Raw genomic sequence first — 15,273 nt, 5'->3', positions numbered from 1 at the left:
GCCCTACATCCGGTTCTTGGTCCTGGCGGTAGCCGGTGCGGTCCACGGGTCTTCGGGCCAGGGATGCTTGGGATAACGTCCCCGCATCTCTGCCCGGACCTGTGCGTAGGGGCCGGACCAGAAAGACGAGAGATCATCCGTGACGGCCAGGGGACGCCCTGCCGGGGACAGCAGGTGAAAGAGCACGGGCACCCTGCCGTCCACCAGCCGGGGCGTGCTGTCCCAGCCGAAGCACTCCTGCAACTTGACCGCTACAACGGGACGACCGCCGTCGTCATCCACGTCCGGATAGTCAAGGCGCACCAGCGAACCGCTGGGCACCGCAAGTCGTTCGGGAACAAGAACGTCCAAACGGCCGGCATCCGGCCATGGAAGGAGGCGGCGCAGCGGATCGGCAAGATTCACGGCACTGGCAGCAGTGCCAGTGGCCATCGCCTCCAACTCGGGGGCCAACCATTCTTCCATCCTGGCCAACAGGCCTGATTCCGTGACATCGGGCCAAGGATCACCGAGCTCACGGTGGAGCAGGGCCAAACGCCGCCGGAACGCATCGGCGTTGCTGGACCAATGCAGCATGGATAATCCGTTCTTGCCCAGGGACTCTGCTACTGCCCTTCGTCCGGACGCGACGCTGGGACGTACCGGCGTTGAGGACAGCACAATCGCCCCAAGCCTCCGTTCCAGGCGGGCGGTCACGCGACCTTGGTCAAAGGTGGCGTACTCCTTCCCGGTCAAGAGGTGGGGGGCCGCGGCCTCGGCCAGTTCCGCCGAAAGCGGCGCGGCCGAGCGAATAACCGCACCTGTCCCGGCAGCGTCGCGGCCCTGCGCGCGTGAGACCTCAGCAACCGCCAGCCAATCGTGCCCTGACAACGGACTCCCGGCCGGCAGTCCCGCCCGCGTACCCGAGGTCAGCAGATAGCTGTCCGGGCCACTCCCCGTAACGCGTTTGGCCATACGGTCCGGGAACGCCAGCGCCACCACGAAGCCGGGCGCCTCAGCCGCCGTGATGTGGCGGGCATTTGGTAAGGGCACGACGGCGGCCGCCTCCTGCCGCGCGACGCTCTCCATCCGCTTCACGTCTTCGGCGAAACGCCGCGCTGCGGGATCTGATCCGGAACGCAGGTAGCCCAGTAACTTGGTCAAGTCCGCCCCTGGAGCACGCTGATCGCCGGCCACCATGGCCACCGTCTCGGCTGCGACGCGTCGGCCCACAACTGCTGATCCGTCCAGCAGGGCCCGGGCCAGACGCGGATCGGCGGGTACGCGCGAAAGAGTTTTGCCCAGGGCGGTGGCTGTTCCGTCTTCCGTCACGGCGCCCAGTTCCCTGAGCACTTCCATAGCGTCGTCCATGGCGGCAGAGGGCGGGGTATCCGGCAACGCCAGCCCCTTGCCGCGGGGCGCGCCCCAGCACGAGAGCACCAACGCCGCTCCAGTCAGGTCAGTGGCCAGGATCTCCGGGGTTTGATGGGCAGGGGCGGAAGCAAAGTCCCGTTGGTCGTAGCAGCGGACCACGGTACCCGGGCCCTGCCGCGCCGCGCGCCCCGCACGCTGATCCGCCGATGCACGTGAGCAGGAGACGGTAACGAGACCGGACATGCCGCGGCCGGCATCCCTGCGCGGTTCACGGGACAGCCCTGAGTCGACGACCAACCGGACTCCCGGAACGGTGAGTGACGACTCAGCCAGAGACGTGGACACGATGATCCTTGCTGCGCCTCCCGGCTCCCGCCCGGATACTGCGCGGTCTTGGGCGTCAGGACCTACTTGGCCGTGCAACTCAAGAACCTCAACGTTCCCCGACACCTCCGCCCGTAGGCGGGAAGCGACGTCGGACACCTCACGGACGCCCGGGAGGAACACCAAGGCATCCACGTCGGGGTTCCCGGCCACGGCGGCTGCGTGGGCCTCCACCGTGGTGCGGGCAACGTGATCGAGGAAGGCACGGGCCACTCCCCGTTCGTCCAAACGGTGTTCCCGGAACGGACGCCACTGCACGTCCAAAGGGTGCATTGCGGAAGGGCAGTCGATAACGGGAGCCGGCCCGCCGCCGTCGTCCCCGGTTCCCAACAACGCGGCGAACCGCCGGGCATCAAGGGTTGCCGACATGGCGACCAGTGTGAGGTCCTCGCGGAGTTCGCGGACCTCGGCGAGCATCCCCACCAGAAGATCAGACTCGAGGCCCCGCTCATGGACCTCGTCCAGGACCACCGCCTGGACGCCCTCCAAACCGGGGTCGTTGAGGAGTCGCCGGATGAGTATCCCGGGAGTAACGAACTCCACCATCGTGTCCGGACCCGTCCTGGACTCGCCGCGGACGGTGTAGCCCACCTTGCTGCCCAACCGGGTTCCGTCCAAGGAAGCGAGCCGCCGTGCGGCGGAACGTGCTGCGACCCTCCGGGGTTGGGTCACGACGACGCGTGGCTGCCCGGAATGCCACTGACCAATGAGGTTCGCCAGCAGCGGCGGCACCAGCGTGGTCTTTCCCGTACCTGGCGGCGCCTGCACAACCGCAGTGCCGCCGTCGCCCTGCTGCGACAGGGCCGCTGCAAGGTCCTGGATGGAGTCGGCGAAGACCAGCCCCCTGCCAATGGTGTCCAGTCTGAAAGTCACCAAACCATTGTCGCTGTTTTTTGGCAGCGTCCCGGCAGCCGAAAGGCCGCGCCCTTTTGGAGGGCGCGGCCTTTCGAGACGTTCGGTCTAGCCGATGGTGGAGGCGTCGATGACGAAGCGGTAGCGGACGTCCGAGGCGAGAACTCGTTCGTAAGCGTCATTGATCTTGCTGGCAGGAATGACCTCGATCTCCGCACCAAGGCCGTGCTCGGCACAGAAGTTCAACATCTCCTGCGTTTCGCGGATGCCACCGATCATGGAGCCGGCGAAACGACGGCGACCGCCGATCAAGGCAAAGGCGTTCACCGGGAGCGGTTCAGCGGGCGCGCCGACGTTGACGAGCGTTCCGTCGAGCGTCAACAACTGGAGGTAGGCGCTGATGTCGATTGAAGCGCTGACCGTGTTGATGATCAGGTCGAACGTACCGGCAAGCTGTTCGAAGGTGGCGGGGTCACTGGTCGCGTAATAGTGGTCTGCGCCCAACTGCAGGCCATCTTCCATCTTCTTCAGGGACTGCGACAGAACCGTCACCTCGGCGCCCATGGCGTGGGCAATCTTGACGCCCATGTGTCCGAGACCGCCCAGCCCGACAATCGCTACCTTCTTGCCCGGACCCGCGCCCCAGTGATGCAGCGGGGAAAAGGTGGTGATACCGGCGCAAAGCAACGGAGCAGCAACATCGAGGTCCAGCCCTTCCGGAATGGTCACCACGAAGTCTTCATTCACCACGACGTTGCTGGAGTAGCCACCCTGGGTGATGGTGCCGTCGCGGTCCACCGCGCCATAGGTGCCCACGTTGCCCTTCAGGCAATACTGTTCCTCGCCGGCCAGGCAGTTCTTGCATTCCTTGCAGGAGTTGACCATGCAGCCGACGCCGACGCGGTCGCCCACCTTGTGCTTGGTCACCTCGGCGCCAACCTCGGTAACGATGCCGGCGATTTCGTGGCCCGGCACCAAGGGGTACTGCTGGGGACCCCAGTCACCGCGAACGGTGTGGATGTCCGAGTGGCAGATACCCGCGAACTTGATATCAATATGGACGTCGTTCGGGCCAACTTCGCGGCGTTCAATGGTGGTCAGGGTCAGGTCGCCCGTGGCCGAGGGTGAGGCAAATGCGGAAGCGGTAGGCATGTTTCTCCAACGTGTCTGTCTTTAGTGGATGTTTCCATCTAACACGCTTTGGCTGAGTGTAAGCAGTCACTGCTGTTACGGGTACTGGCAGAAACCCTCTCGGCATGATGAGAATGTTGCCGTTGGAGGCTCTGTCAGCAGGAGCTGGATGGGTGGATTTTCGGCTTCCAAGACCGGCGGATTCAAGGACTTTTCCACATAGCCCTTGAGGGGGCTAATCGCCGGCGTCGGGCCATGACAGGCTCGTTGCATGGACACAAACGGGCAGGTTCTCAGTCGGCCGGGCGAACCGTCCGACGTATCCTTCCGTTCAGGGAATCCGCAAACCGGGCAATCGGGCTCCAGCGATTTGTCCCCGAGCGATCACAAGAGTAAGAGGCTTCCTGTCAGCTGCGGACCCACGTCCGGCTCTGGAGGTGCTCCCTCAGAACACGCACGGTTGCTTGACGATGCTTCCGAGGCGTTGGCCGAGCTGGGTAGTTCGGTCGCTGCCGATGCCCGGTTGTTTGGCTTTGGGGAGGCTGCTGATTTTGCGGGCCGCGTAGAGGATCTGTCTCGGCAGCTGGAGTACCTCCAGGTCGTCGCGGCGCAGGCTGTGGAGCGGACCCGGACCGAGGCGCAGCGTGCGGTGCCGGCACCGCAGCCCGGACAGTCCCCGGCGTCCGGCGCCCAGGAATGGCGGACGGGGTGGACAGAACCAGCCGGTGAGTCAGAAGGTGGCGGTGGCGGTGACTCCGTCCCGGCTGCTGCTGCTGATGGTGGTGGTGCTGGTGGTGGTGGCAGTGTTTTGGATGATGGGTACCGGAACGCAGCGGAGTTCCTCCGAGCCCGGTTGCGGATCGGGATCGGCGAAGCACGGCGCAGGCTCGCCCTCGCGAACGAGATCCTGCCCGGAGCCGGAATAACCGGCCAGGAAATCCCGGCCCGTCGACAAAGACTCGCCGACGCCCTCCACACCGGACAGGTCCCATCCCGGTCCGCGACGATCATCAGCACCGCCCTGGACAAAGCCCAACACTTCACCGACCCGGACACCCTCACCGGCATGGAACACGCCCTCACCACCACCGCCACACAATCCGACCCCGACTTCGTCACCAAAATGGCCAACCGCTGGATCGACCACATCGACCACAACGGCCCCGAACCCACCGAAGAAGCCCTCCGCCACGTCCAAGGCGCGTTCCTCCGACGCCAACGCCGCCACGGACTCCACCACCTGGAAATCTTCGCCACCACCGAACAATACGAAACCCTCACCACCGCCATGAACGCCACCACCAACCCACGACTCACCAACACCACCGGCCCTGACCAAGGCGCGGTTCAAAGCACGGTTCAGGGCACCGCCCTAGGCGCTGACCACGGCACGGCTACCGCGTCGGCAACAGCTGCAGGTGTTCCGAACGGTGCGGGCCCCGGGCTGGACCGGCGCTCCCGCGCCCAGAAACTCCTCGACGGCCTCATCGGAGCCTGCGCCGTAGCCATGACCACCGGGAAACTGCCCAGCAACGGCGGACTCCGACCCCAACTCACCGTCACCATCGACCACCACGACCTCTTCCAACACCTCACCCACACCACCACGAGCGCCACAAAAGAAACCAACACCCCGAAGCAGCCCAACGCGACACATCAGCCGCGCCCCCGGAACACTGTCAGTACCGGCACCGCGACCTTCACCGGCCCGATCCACCCCAACACCATCCGCAAAATCGCCTGCGACGCCGACATCCTGCCCGTCCTGCTCGGCACCGACTCCCAAATACTCGACATCGGCCGCACCACCCGGATCTTCCCACCCCACATCCGCAAAGCCATCACCGCCCGCGACGGCGGCTGCGCGTTCCCCGACTGCACCCTCCCCGCACCCTGGTGCGAAGCCCACCACATCACCTACTGGTCACAAGGCGGCACCACAGGAACAAACAACGCCACCCTGCTCTGCTCCCACCACCACCACCTCATCCACAAAGAACACTGGCGCATCACCATCCAAAACGGCGTCCCCTGGTTCATCCCCCACCCCACATCGACCCCCACCAAACACCCCGACGCAACCACCACCACACACCACCCAAAACATGACACCGGGCGGGAAAACCAGCATGCTGCCCATCACACGACGTGACTATGCCGTGCATTAGACCTGGCTGGGACGTCCCTGCCTCTAGACCCGGCTGGAATTTCATTCTCCTGAGAATCCGGGACTGCGTCGGCCGGCAACACGGAATGATTCATCAATCACGTGACTTCGGTCAGCTCTTACCGAGTTGCGCGATCTTTCGCTCCAGGGCAGTCCGTTCGGCTGCGTTCGTGCAGCGGTCGAGGGCCAGTTTCAGTGATTCTTCGGCGTCTGCGTAGCACCCAAGCCGTGCCAGCAACTCTCCCTTCACTGTTGGCAGAAGGTGAGATCCTTCCAACTCGCCCCTGGCTGCGAGCGAATCCACGAGCTTCAGGCCGGCAGCCGGCCCTGCGGCCATGGCCACGGCCACCGCGCGATTGAGTTCAACGACAGGCGACCCGGTGAGCCGCCCCAGCGCTTCATACAGGACGACAATGCGTTGCCAATCTGTCTCGTCCGCAGTGCGGGCGATGGCATGGCATTCGGCGATCGATGCCTGCAACCCGTACGTACCAAGACCCCGTCCAGTGCTCACCGCAGTCGCGAGTGCCGCCCTGCCGCGTCGTATCGCTGACTGGTCCCAGCGCCGTCGATCCTGGTCGGCAAGGAGTACCGGGTTCCCGGCCGCGTCGATCCTCGCCGGGAATCGGGCGGCCGTTAGTTCCATCAGCGCGAGTAGCCCGAATACTTCGGGTTCAGGCGCCAGCCGGACAAGGACCCGGGCCAGCCGCTGTGCTTCGCCAGCGAGTTCCGTCCGCATCCACGAGTCCCCCGCAGAAGCGAAGGACCCCTCAGTGAAGATGAGGTAGATGACGTGAAGCACGGATCCAAGCCGTTCGGGGATCTCGTCGCGCTCCGGCACGGCAAACGGTATATGGGCGGCCGCGAGGGTCTTCTTGGCGCGGGTGATGCGGGCCTGGACGGTAGGTAGCGGAACCAGGAACGCCTTGGCGATTTCATCGGACCCCATGCCACCAACCACCCTCAGTGTCAGGGCGATTCGCGCTTCCTTCGAGAGGACCGGATGGCAGGAGATGAACATCAAGGCCAGGACGTCGTCATCTATCGCATCCGTGGTGAACAGCGCGTCCGCTCCTGCCGCCTCTTCAGTCAGCTCGCGGGCCAACAGCGCGTACTTTTCGTCCTGGGCGGAACGTCGGCGGAAGGTGTCAATGGCCCGGCGTCGTCCGGCAGTCAGCAGCCAGCCCGCAGGTTCCAACGGAATACCCTTGACGGACCACGACACGATCGCTTCTGCGAGGGCTTCCTGGGCAAGGTCCTCGGCCAGCGGGAAATCGCCCGTATAGCGGGCAAGGGCGCCGACGATGCGGGCAGATTCGCTCCGCCACACTGCCTCGACGGCGGCCCTTGCCTCGTTGCTGCTCACGCGCGATGCCGCTTCCAGAGAAAAACAGGTCGGAGTTTCAGAGTTGGCCGGTCTGCTCGCGCCATGCACGTTCCTTTTGAATCCATTCGTTGTCCTGGGGGAACTCGTCGATGCTGGTTACGCGGCGGATTTCGGTTTTGGTGCCTGCTGTCATGGGCGCCCTCTTGGCCCATTCGACGGCCTCCTGCTTCGAGGCGACATCAAGGATGTAGAAGCCACCGAAGAGCTCCTTTGTTTCACCGTAAGGACCATCAGTGACTACGGGCGTTTCGCCGGTGAAATCAACCACTACGGTCTCCTTCGGATCCTCCAGACCTTCGGCGGCCAGCAATACTCCCGCCCGGATCAGTTCGTCATTGAATTTACCCATGGCTTCGAGGATGTCGTTGAAGTCGATGTTCTCGAACTTGGCGTAGGAATCGTCGTCTGCCCGCATGATCAACATGTACTTTGCCATTTGGCTCAATCTCCTATGTTGTGGAAGGTCGCCCTTCGACCTTCTCACCCATAGGTCGAACGGTGCGAGGTCAAATCGACAAGGGTTCTAAAAAAACTTCCAGCGGCACGAAAAAGGATCCCCCGGACAACTCCAGGGGACCCTTTTAGTGCCACAAAAAGGGCTTGTCACGGCGTACTAGCGCCCGCCACCTCCGATAACGCCTGCCTCAACGGCCTTGGTTACGGCGTCGGCTTCGGCCTGCGTCAGCTTTCCGTCCGTCACGGCCTTGTCGAGCCGGGTTTTCAGTGCGGCAGCACGCTGGGCCTGCCCCTCAGAACGGATCTCTTCCAACGCCGTGGTGACCTTGGCTTCGTCAACGCCGAGCGCCGAAGCGAGGGACTTCGCCAACGCGGCATCGCGGGCCGAGGGATCCGGCTTAGTGCCCTCTGTTCCCTCGGCAGGCGGGGTGGTGGGCTTGTTCGCTTCGCGGAAGGCCTTCAGCGCGTCGGAGACTTTAGTCTCGTCCACACCCAGCTTGGTTGCCAGTTCGGACGCAATCTTGCCGCCGTCCCGTCCGTGTCCATGCCCGCCGGGCCTTCCACCCTGGTCCGATGGAGTGGTCGCATCAGCGGAAGATGTAGCACTCGGCGTCGGCGTGGTCGCTGCTGTGGCGATGCTGGTCACACCCAATCCGGCACCCAACGCAAGCGCTCCGGCTGCGACCCCCAGGGTTATTCTCTTGGTTTTCGACATATGCCTCTCCTCAATCCCTTGCTACGGGTGTTGTCTGAGGGACGGTCCAATGTGCCGTCCTCCTAACACGATGAGGGGCCAACCCCAGACCATCCTGTCCCGTACCTATGACGAAGCTGTGAATGCATGTTGGTTCGGTTATCGGGCGGTAACGTCAGCGGACCCGGTCCAGCGCATCGAGGAGTCTTTTGACGGAGCCACCCAGGTTCCAGTCGTTGGCCAGCTGCTCCAGCTCGGAGCGGGCAGCGCCCGCTACAGGTGAAAGTTCCGCGCCCGCTTCCTCCAAGGACGGCAGCTGCAGGTCGCGGACAACATTGACGACGGCGGGCGCAACCTTGAGGTAGTCCGCGGCACCTGACAGTTTGGCTCGGACGGAAGCCGACAAACCGCCGTCGGGATCCTCTGCCGCCTCCAGCAGCCCCTGCAGGGTGCCGTGCTCGCCGAGCAAACCAGCTGCGGTTTTTTCGCCGATGCCGGCCACTCCGGGAAGCCCGTCGGAAGCGTCGCCGCGGAGGGTGGCAAAGTCTGCGTACTGCTGCGGCAGAACCTTGTATTTGCCGACAACTACTACCTCGGTGACCAATTCCAGGTTCTTCATCCCGCGCGCTGTGTAGATTACCCGTACACCGCGCTGGTCATCGACGAGTTGGAAGAGGTCGCGATCGCCGGTCACGACGTCAGTGGGGAACGCTGCCTGGCTGGCGTAGGTACCCACCACGTCATCAGCCTCATGCTCATCGGCGCCCACCACGGCTATCCCGGCGAGCTCCAGTACTTTGCGGATCATGGGGATCTGCGCTTCGAGCGGATCCGGGACGACCTCGACGTCGGGGCCGTTCGGAACGATTTCCGCGACACGGTGGGACTTGTAGCTGGGAATCAGGTCAACACGCCATTGAGGACGCCAGTCGTTGTCCCAACAGGCCACCACGTGTGTGGCCTCGTAGTCCGTAACGAGGCGGGCGATCATGTCCATCAGGCCGCGCACGGCGTTGACCGGAGTCCCGTCCGAACGCCGGATGGAATCAGGCACACCGTAGAAGGCGCGGAAGTACAGGGAGGCTGTGTCCAGGAGCATCAGTCGAGGCATACCTGATCCTGACATGCCCCGGGCAAAAACCACAGGAACCCGTCTCCTTCCAGCGCTCTCCGTCAGATGACTTGAAGAGCACTGTGACCCGCATTACGATATAACGAGCGATAATAGAACAGCATGTTCTATTATCGAACACCAAGTCATTCCACCAGCCCACAAAGAAGTGAGGAAAGCCCGTGCAGTTCCACCACCACGGTTATGTATCAGGTGACCCGCGGGTCGAGCCGGCCGCCGGCGTCGGAATCAACCGGCCGTCAGCACTTCCGGATGAAGTCGATGTCCTCATCGTGGGCACCGGTCCCGCCGGGATGTTGACGGCGGCCCAGTTGGCCCAGTTCCCCGGAGTCACTACGCGCATCATCGAACGCCGCCCTGGCAGGCTCGCCATTGGCCAGGCCGACGGCATCCAGGCCCGGAGTGTTGAGACCTTCCAGGCCTTCGGGTTTGCAGAGCGGATCACAGCCGAGGCATACCGCATCACCGAGATGGCCTTTTGGAAGCCGGACCCGGCCGATCACTCTCGCATCGTCAGGGCAGCCAGGGCGGTGGATGATCCCGCCGGGATCAGCGAGTTCCCGCACTTGATCGTCAACCAGGCCCGTGTCCTGGACTATTTTGCGGAGTTCATGGCGAACTCCCCCACGCGCATGGTCCCTGACTTTGGCTACGAGTTCCGCAGCCTGAAGGTAACCGGCGACGGGGACTACCCGGTTGAGGTGACCCTCGGCCACACCGCCGGTGCCGATGAGGGCCAGGAGTGGGTTATCCGCGCCAAGTACGTAGTTGGTGCCGACGGCGCCCGCAGCAAGGTCCGCGAATCGATTGGCTGCCATCTGGCCGGTGATCAAGCGAACCATGCCTGGGGCGTCATGGACGTCTTGGCGGTCACCGATTTCCCGGACATCCGGACGAAATGCGCTATCCAGTCCGGCAACGGCGGCAGTATCCTGCTGATTCCCCGTGAGGGCGGGCACCTGTTCCGCATGTACGTGGACCTCGGCGAGGTCGCAGCGGATGACCACGGGGCGGTGCGGAAGACCACCATCGAACAGATCATCCAGAAGGCCAACGACATCCTCCACCCGTACACCTTGGATGTTCGCAACGTCGCGTGGCACAGCGTTTACGAGGTCGGCCACCGCCTGACAGACAGGTTCGACGACGTCCTGCCGGAGGAGCGCGGAACGCGTACCCCACGGGTGTTCATCACCGGCGACGCCTGTCACACCCACAGCGCCAAGGCCGGCCAGGGAATGAACGTCTCCATGCAGGACGGCTTCAACATAGGCTGGAAGCTCGGTCACGTCCTCGAAGGCCGCAGCCCCGAAAGCCTGCTGGACACGTATTCCGCGGAGCGCCAGGTGGTCGCGAAGAACCTAATCGACTTCGACAAGCAATGGTCCACCCTCATGGCCAAGAAGCCCGAAGAGTTTGAAGACCCCACGGAGCTGGAGAACTTCTACACCAGCACCGCAGAGTTCCCCGCAGGTTTCATGACCCAATACGCTCCCTCCCTGGTCGTATCGGAGCCGCGGCACCAGGAACTCGCAACCGGCTTCCCGGTAGGCAAACGCTTCAAGTCCGCCCCTGTCCAGCGGGTCTGCGACACCAACCCCATGCAGCTGGGCCACCACGCAAAGGCGGACGGCCGCTGGCGGATCTACGTCTTTGCCGATGCCGCCCAAGCAGGCGCCGAAGGCCCGGTTGCCGACTTTGCCGAGTGGATCGCGAACGCGCCGGACTCGCCGCTGGCTGCGACGCCGTCGAACCTTGACCGGGACGCTTGGTTCGATGTCAAAGTGATCTACCAGCAGGACCACACCAACGTGGACATCAACGCCGTCCCCGCGGCATTCAAGCCGACCGTGGGACCGTTCAAGCTCACGTACCTTGAGAAGGTCTTCGGCGCAGATCCGGCCAACGACATCTTTGAGCTGCGTGGCCTCAGCCGTGACGGCGTCGTGGTCGTCGTCCGCCCGGACCAGTATGTTGCCAACGTCCTGCCGTTATCGGCGACGGCGGAACTTGCGGCGTTCTTCGCTCCGCTCCTTTCTGCGCGGCGCCCCGGGATTACGAAGGCGGATGCAGGGCTGGTGAGCAACCCGGCCTAGGGTGACGATAAGTGCCAGGGACCCCCACAGGGTCCCTGGCACTTGTCGTTTAACGCCCGCCCATGCCCTCGGGTGGAACTTTTACATGCCTGTAACGCAAACCACTAGCTGCAAACGAAATTGCAGAGTATGTTAATTGCAATCGAGATTGCCAAGTGATCTGCGTTACAAGGAGTTTGAGTAGTGACAAGCAAGCCAGACGAGTCGGGTCCCAGCACTGTGGCGCGCGAGCCTGTGGACCACGCCTGGCTGGGAGACGCACTTCCCGACGTCGCATTATCCAAGTCCCAGGCACGGGTGGTGGAGGTCATTGCACGCAATCCGCAGTTGTCCTCCTACGCTGACATCGCCGAAATTGCGCAGCGCTCAGACGTCAACAACTCCACAGTTGTACGCACCGCCCAGCGTCTGGGCTACCGGGGCTGGCCTGACCTCCAACGCGAACTTCGCTCCCGGTACCTGGTGATGATCTCCACCGAGGACACCCTCCTCGAGCACGGTGAACACCACAGCCCCCTCCACGACGCACTGAACCACGACATCGAAAACCTGCGGCTCACCCTTGACTCGAACACTTCCGAGGACGTGGAAGCCGCCATCGCCGCCCTGGCCTCGGCAAAGTCCATCACCACCATCGGCATCGGCTCTTTCGCCGGACCGGCAAGTGTCATGGCGCACCTCGGTTCCACCATGGGGTACCCCATTACCTTGGAAAACCGTGGCGGCGTACATCTCGCTTCCGCAGCCAACAGCCTCGGCCCCGGCGACGTGCTGGTGGTGGTCAATATGTGGCGGTCGGTCCAGCAGATCATCGTCACTGCCGAAGCCGCCAAGCAGTCCGGAGCCACCGTCGTCGCCATCAGCGATATGCGCCGCGGGCGCCTGGCCGCCGCGGCTGACCACCTGCTGATCGTTGCCTCCGAGGGGATCTCCTTCTTCCAGTCCGTGACGGCGGCCAATTCCATGGTCTACGGCCTTTTGGCCGGCATGGAAGCGGCGCACCCCGAACGGAGTCGATCAGCCATCCGGCGCACCCAGCAACTCTGGAAAGACCTGGACATCTACCTGGACTGACCCGCCCTGCGGCCACCACATTCTTCTTCCCCCCACAATCCCCACCTAGGAGCATTCATGAGCAACACCCGCCGCATCGCCGTCGTCGGCCTCGGATCCATGGGAGGTGCGATGGCGTCCACGCTGCACCGCGCAGGCTGGGACGTCACCGGCTTCGACCCCTCGGACGTTGCCCGGAACGCGGCTGCCGCAACCGGAATTTCCACCATGGCAGAACTCCGGGATCTAGCCGGCATCCCATATGCTGTGCTGTCCCTGCCCTCGGCCCACATTGTCGAGGCAACAGTGCCGGTACTCCTCTCGGGACCCGGGACCATCGCAATCATTGACACCACTACCTCCGAGCCGGGCACGAGTACGTCCATGGCAGCGCTGGCGGAATCCCACGGCGCATGCTTTGTGGACGCGCCGGTCTCCGGTGGACGCGAAGGCGCAGCCACCGGGACTCTGAGCGCGTTCGTTGGAGCAACGGACACAGCTGCCGCGGCTGCACAGCCCGTCCTCGAAGCCCTCACCGGCGGAAAGTATGCCCGCATCGGCGGGCCTGGCAGCGGAAACGTCGTGAAGCTGTTGAACAACATCCTGGCCGCCGCCAATCTGGTGTCAGTGGGCGAGGCGCTCGGCGTTGCAAAGGCCTACGGAATCGATCCCGCAGTGGCCGCCGCGAGCATCAGCAATGCCTCCGGGGGCAGCAAAGTCTCCTCCGCGATGTACCCGAACTGGATCCTGTCCGGCACCCACGACTCCGGCTTCTCCCTCGGCCTGATGGCACGGGACGCATCCCTGGCCGTCGACATCGCCCGGCAGGTCGGCGAACAGCCGGAACTCCTGGCTGCCGCGGCCGATCAGTGGCAGGCCGCCCTGGCATCCCTCGGCCCGGCCGCCGACTTCACCGAAATCGCCAGGACCGTAGCGCCCGCTGTTACCCCCGCCGGCGCCCCCGGCACCACGCACATCGCATAGCGCCCCCAGCAACAGAAGGACATTACCTTGAGCATCACCACAGCCCCCGCGGCTTCCTCTACCGCAACAGCCCGGACCGTCTTGGACTCCGCCTTCCCTTCAGGGCTTGGCGCGTTCGTCGACGGCGAAGTGGTCGCCGGCTCCGGCGCTTCCGTCACCCTGACGTCAGCGGCCACGGGCGAAGCCTTTGCCACCTATGCCGACCCTGGCACCGGGGGCGCCGATGCCATCCTGCAGAGCTCCGTCCGGGGCGCAGCGGCGTGGGGATCGCTGAACGGCTTCGAACGCGCCGCCATCCTTCGCAACGTCAGCAGGATGGTCGAAGCACACACCGAAGAACTGGCGATCCTCGAATCGGCCACCACGGGAAAGCCCATCCGCGACGCCCGCGTTGAAGCGTCCAAGGTAGCTGAAATGTTCGGCTACTACGCAGGCTGGGCCGACAAACTCACCGGCCAGACCATACCCGTGCCCGGCCCGTGGCACACCTACACGGAGCGGGTTCCGTGGGGCGTCGTCGTCGCCATCACGCCATGGAACGCCCCGCTGTTCACGGCCGGTTGGAACTCAGCCGCGCCGCTGGCGGCGGGCAACGCCGTCATCATCAAGCCCAGCGAATTCACCCCGGCTACAACCGTGCGGCTCGCACAGCTGGCCCACGAAGCCGGCCTTCCCGACGGCGTGTTCAACGTAGCCGTGGGACTCGGGCAGACAGTCGGAGCCACTCTCACGTCTGATCGCCGGGTCGGCAAAGTCAGCTTCATCGGTTCGGTTCCCACGGGCCGCCGGGTTGCCGTAGCCGCCGCGGAAGCCGGAATTCCGGCCCTATTGGAGCTTGGCGGCAAGAGTGCCAATATCGTCTTCGCCGACGCCGACCTCGAGCGCGCCGCCGACGGCGCCATCTCCGCCATCTTCTCCGGCGCCGGGCAATCCTGTGTGGCAGGGTCGCGCCTACTGGTCGAACGCAGCGTTCACGCCCGGTTTATTGACATGGTGGCCGAACGTGCTGCCCGGCTTCGGGTCGGGGATCCACTGGACGCCGCCACCGAAGTGGGGCCGATTATCACCGCGCCCCAGTTCGCGACCGTCACTTCGCTGATTGAACAGGGAATGAACGACGGCGGCCGCAGGCTCACGGGCGGAACGTTGCCTGAGTCCTTGGCCGGGTCGTCTCTGGCTGGCGGCCACTGGGTCATGCCGACGCTGTTGGATGGCGTGACACCGGCAAACCGCCTGGAGACCACTGAAGTCTTCGGACCAGTAGTCGGTGCCGACGCCTTTGACACGGAAGCCGAAGCAATCGCCCGTGCCAACAACACCAACTTCGGACTGGCCGGCGCTGTGTGGACCTCGGACGTTTCCCGGGCCCACCACATCGCCCGTGAGGTGAAGGCAGGGACGTTCTGGATCAACTCGTACAAGACCATCCACGTTGCCGTTCCCTTTGGCGGTTTCGGCGATTCCGGCCACGGCCGATCCTCCGGGCCCGGCGTATTGGACGAGTACACGCAGACCAAGGCGGTTTGGGTTCCCACCCGGGCAGCCGGATCCCCCTTCCCGTCCCTGTCCTACTAGCAGGAAGAA

Annotated in this window: 10 protein-coding genes and 1 pseudogene; 5 read left to right on the top strand and 6 right to left on the bottom strand. The window is 64.2% G+C overall.

Features of this window, described 5'->3' with window-relative positions; all coding sequences use genetic code 11:
• Window positions 1–3 precede the first annotated feature (3 nt).
• Together hrpB and ACNAOU_RS10510 are read right to left on the bottom strand one after the other, a co-directional pair.
• The gene (gene hrpB / locus ACNAOU_RS10515) at window positions 4–2,610 is read right to left on the bottom strand and encodes an ATP-dependent helicase HrpB (RefSeq protein WP_422758615.1); all 2,607 of its coding nucleotides are present in this window, start codon (window positions 2,608–2,610) and stop codon (window positions 4–6) included.
• An 87-nt stretch (window positions 2,611–2,697) separates the two neighbouring features.
• Window positions 2,698–3,741 carry an NAD(P)-dependent alcohol dehydrogenase gene (locus tag ACNAOU_RS10510; RefSeq protein ID WP_055975599.1) on the bottom strand — a complete coding sequence of 348 codons (1,044 nt, stop codon included), beginning with the start codon at window positions 3,739–3,741 and terminating at the stop codon, window positions 2,698–2,700.
• Between the two features lie 250 nt (window positions 3,742–3,991).
• Here ACNAOU_RS10510 and ACNAOU_RS10505 point away from each other — a divergent pair.
• Window positions 3,992–5,829, top strand: a pseudogene (locus ACNAOU_RS10505) (DUF222 domain-containing protein).
• A gap of 170 nt (window positions 5,830–5,999) precedes the next feature.
• Here the strand turns inward: ACNAOU_RS10505 and ACNAOU_RS10500 are convergent.
• From ACNAOU_RS10500 to ACNAOU_RS10485, 4 genes are all read right to left on the bottom strand, one after another.
• The gene (locus tag ACNAOU_RS10500; protein ID WP_079581360.1) at window positions 6,000–7,253 is read right to left on the bottom strand and encodes an RNA polymerase sigma factor; all 1,254 of its coding nucleotides are present in this window, start codon (window positions 7,251–7,253) and stop codon (window positions 6,000–6,002) included.
• A gap of 37 nt (window positions 7,254–7,290) precedes the next feature.
• On the bottom strand, window positions 7,291–7,710 hold the full coding sequence (locus ACNAOU_RS10495; RefSeq protein ID WP_018779633.1) for a YciI family protein: 420 nt from the start codon (window positions 7,708–7,710) through the stop codon (window positions 7,291–7,293).
• Window positions 7,711–7,887: 177 nt separating this feature from the next.
• The gene (locus tag ACNAOU_RS10490) at window positions 7,888–8,445 is read right to left on the bottom strand and encodes a Clp protease N-terminal domain-containing protein (protein ID WP_018779634.1); all 558 of its coding nucleotides are present in this window, start codon (window positions 8,443–8,445) and stop codon (window positions 7,888–7,890) included.
• Between the two features lie 154 nt (window positions 8,446–8,599).
• Window positions 8,600–9,550 carry a 5'-3' exonuclease gene (locus ACNAOU_RS10485; RefSeq protein ID WP_026267433.1) on the bottom strand — a complete coding sequence of 317 codons (951 nt, stop codon included), beginning with the start codon at window positions 9,548–9,550 and terminating at the stop codon, window positions 8,600–8,602.
• 167 nt (window positions 9,551–9,717) lie between these two features.
• On the opposite strand from ACNAOU_RS10485, the gene ACNAOU_RS10480 reads away from it, so the two are divergent.
• From ACNAOU_RS10480 to ACNAOU_RS10465, 4 genes are all read left to right on the top strand, one after another.
• Entirely contained in the window at window positions 9,718–11,652 is a 1,935-nt protein-coding gene (locus ACNAOU_RS10480) for an FAD-binding monooxygenase (RefSeq protein ID WP_422758614.1), read from the top strand.
• A 183-nt stretch (window positions 11,653–11,835) separates the two neighbouring features.
• The gene (locus tag ACNAOU_RS10475) at window positions 11,836–12,726 is read left to right on the top strand and encodes a MurR/RpiR family transcriptional regulator (RefSeq protein WP_018779637.1); all 891 of its coding nucleotides are present in this window, start codon (window positions 11,836–11,838) and stop codon (window positions 12,724–12,726) included.
• 57 nt (window positions 12,727–12,783) lie between these two features.
• Window positions 12,784–13,689 carry an NAD(P)-dependent oxidoreductase gene (locus tag ACNAOU_RS10470; RefSeq protein ID WP_422758613.1) on the top strand — a complete coding sequence of 302 codons (906 nt, stop codon included), beginning with the start codon at window positions 12,784–12,786 and terminating at the stop codon, window positions 13,687–13,689.
• A gap of 27 nt (window positions 13,690–13,716) precedes the next feature.
• Window positions 13,717–15,264, top strand: a complete 1,548-nt coding sequence (locus ACNAOU_RS10465; protein ID WP_422758612.1) for an aldehyde dehydrogenase family protein — start codon at window positions 13,717–13,719, stop codon at window positions 15,262–15,264.
• The last annotated feature ends 9 nt before the right edge of the window (window positions 15,265–15,273 follow it).

Origin of the sequence: Paenarthrobacter sp. C1, assembly GCF_049315185.1 — a bacterium.
Lineage (GTDB): Bacteria > Actinomycetota > Actinomycetes > Actinomycetales > Micrococcaceae > Arthrobacter > Arthrobacter nicotinovorans.
This window is presented reverse-complemented; position numbering and strand designations above follow the sequence as displayed.

Coding starts and splice junctions, on each gene's coding strand:
- ACNAOU_RS10470 (WP_422758613.1), top strand. CDS start 12,784: ATGAGCAACACCCGCCGCATCGCCGTCGTCGGCCTCGGATCCATGGGA.
- ACNAOU_RS10485 (WP_026267433.1), bottom strand. CDS start 9,550: ATGTCAGGATCAGGTATGCCTCGACTGATGCTCCTGGACACAGCCTCC.
- ACNAOU_RS10510 (WP_055975599.1), bottom strand. CDS start 3,741: ATGCCTACCGCTTCCGCATTTGCCTCACCCTCGGCCACGGGCGACCTG.
- ACNAOU_RS10495 (WP_018779633.1), bottom strand. CDS start 7,710: ATGGCAAAGTACATGTTGATCATGCGGGCAGACGACGATTCCTACGCC.
- ACNAOU_RS10490 (WP_018779634.1), bottom strand. CDS start 8,445: ATGTCGAAAACCAAGAGAATAACCCTGGGGGTCGCAGCCGGAGCGCTT.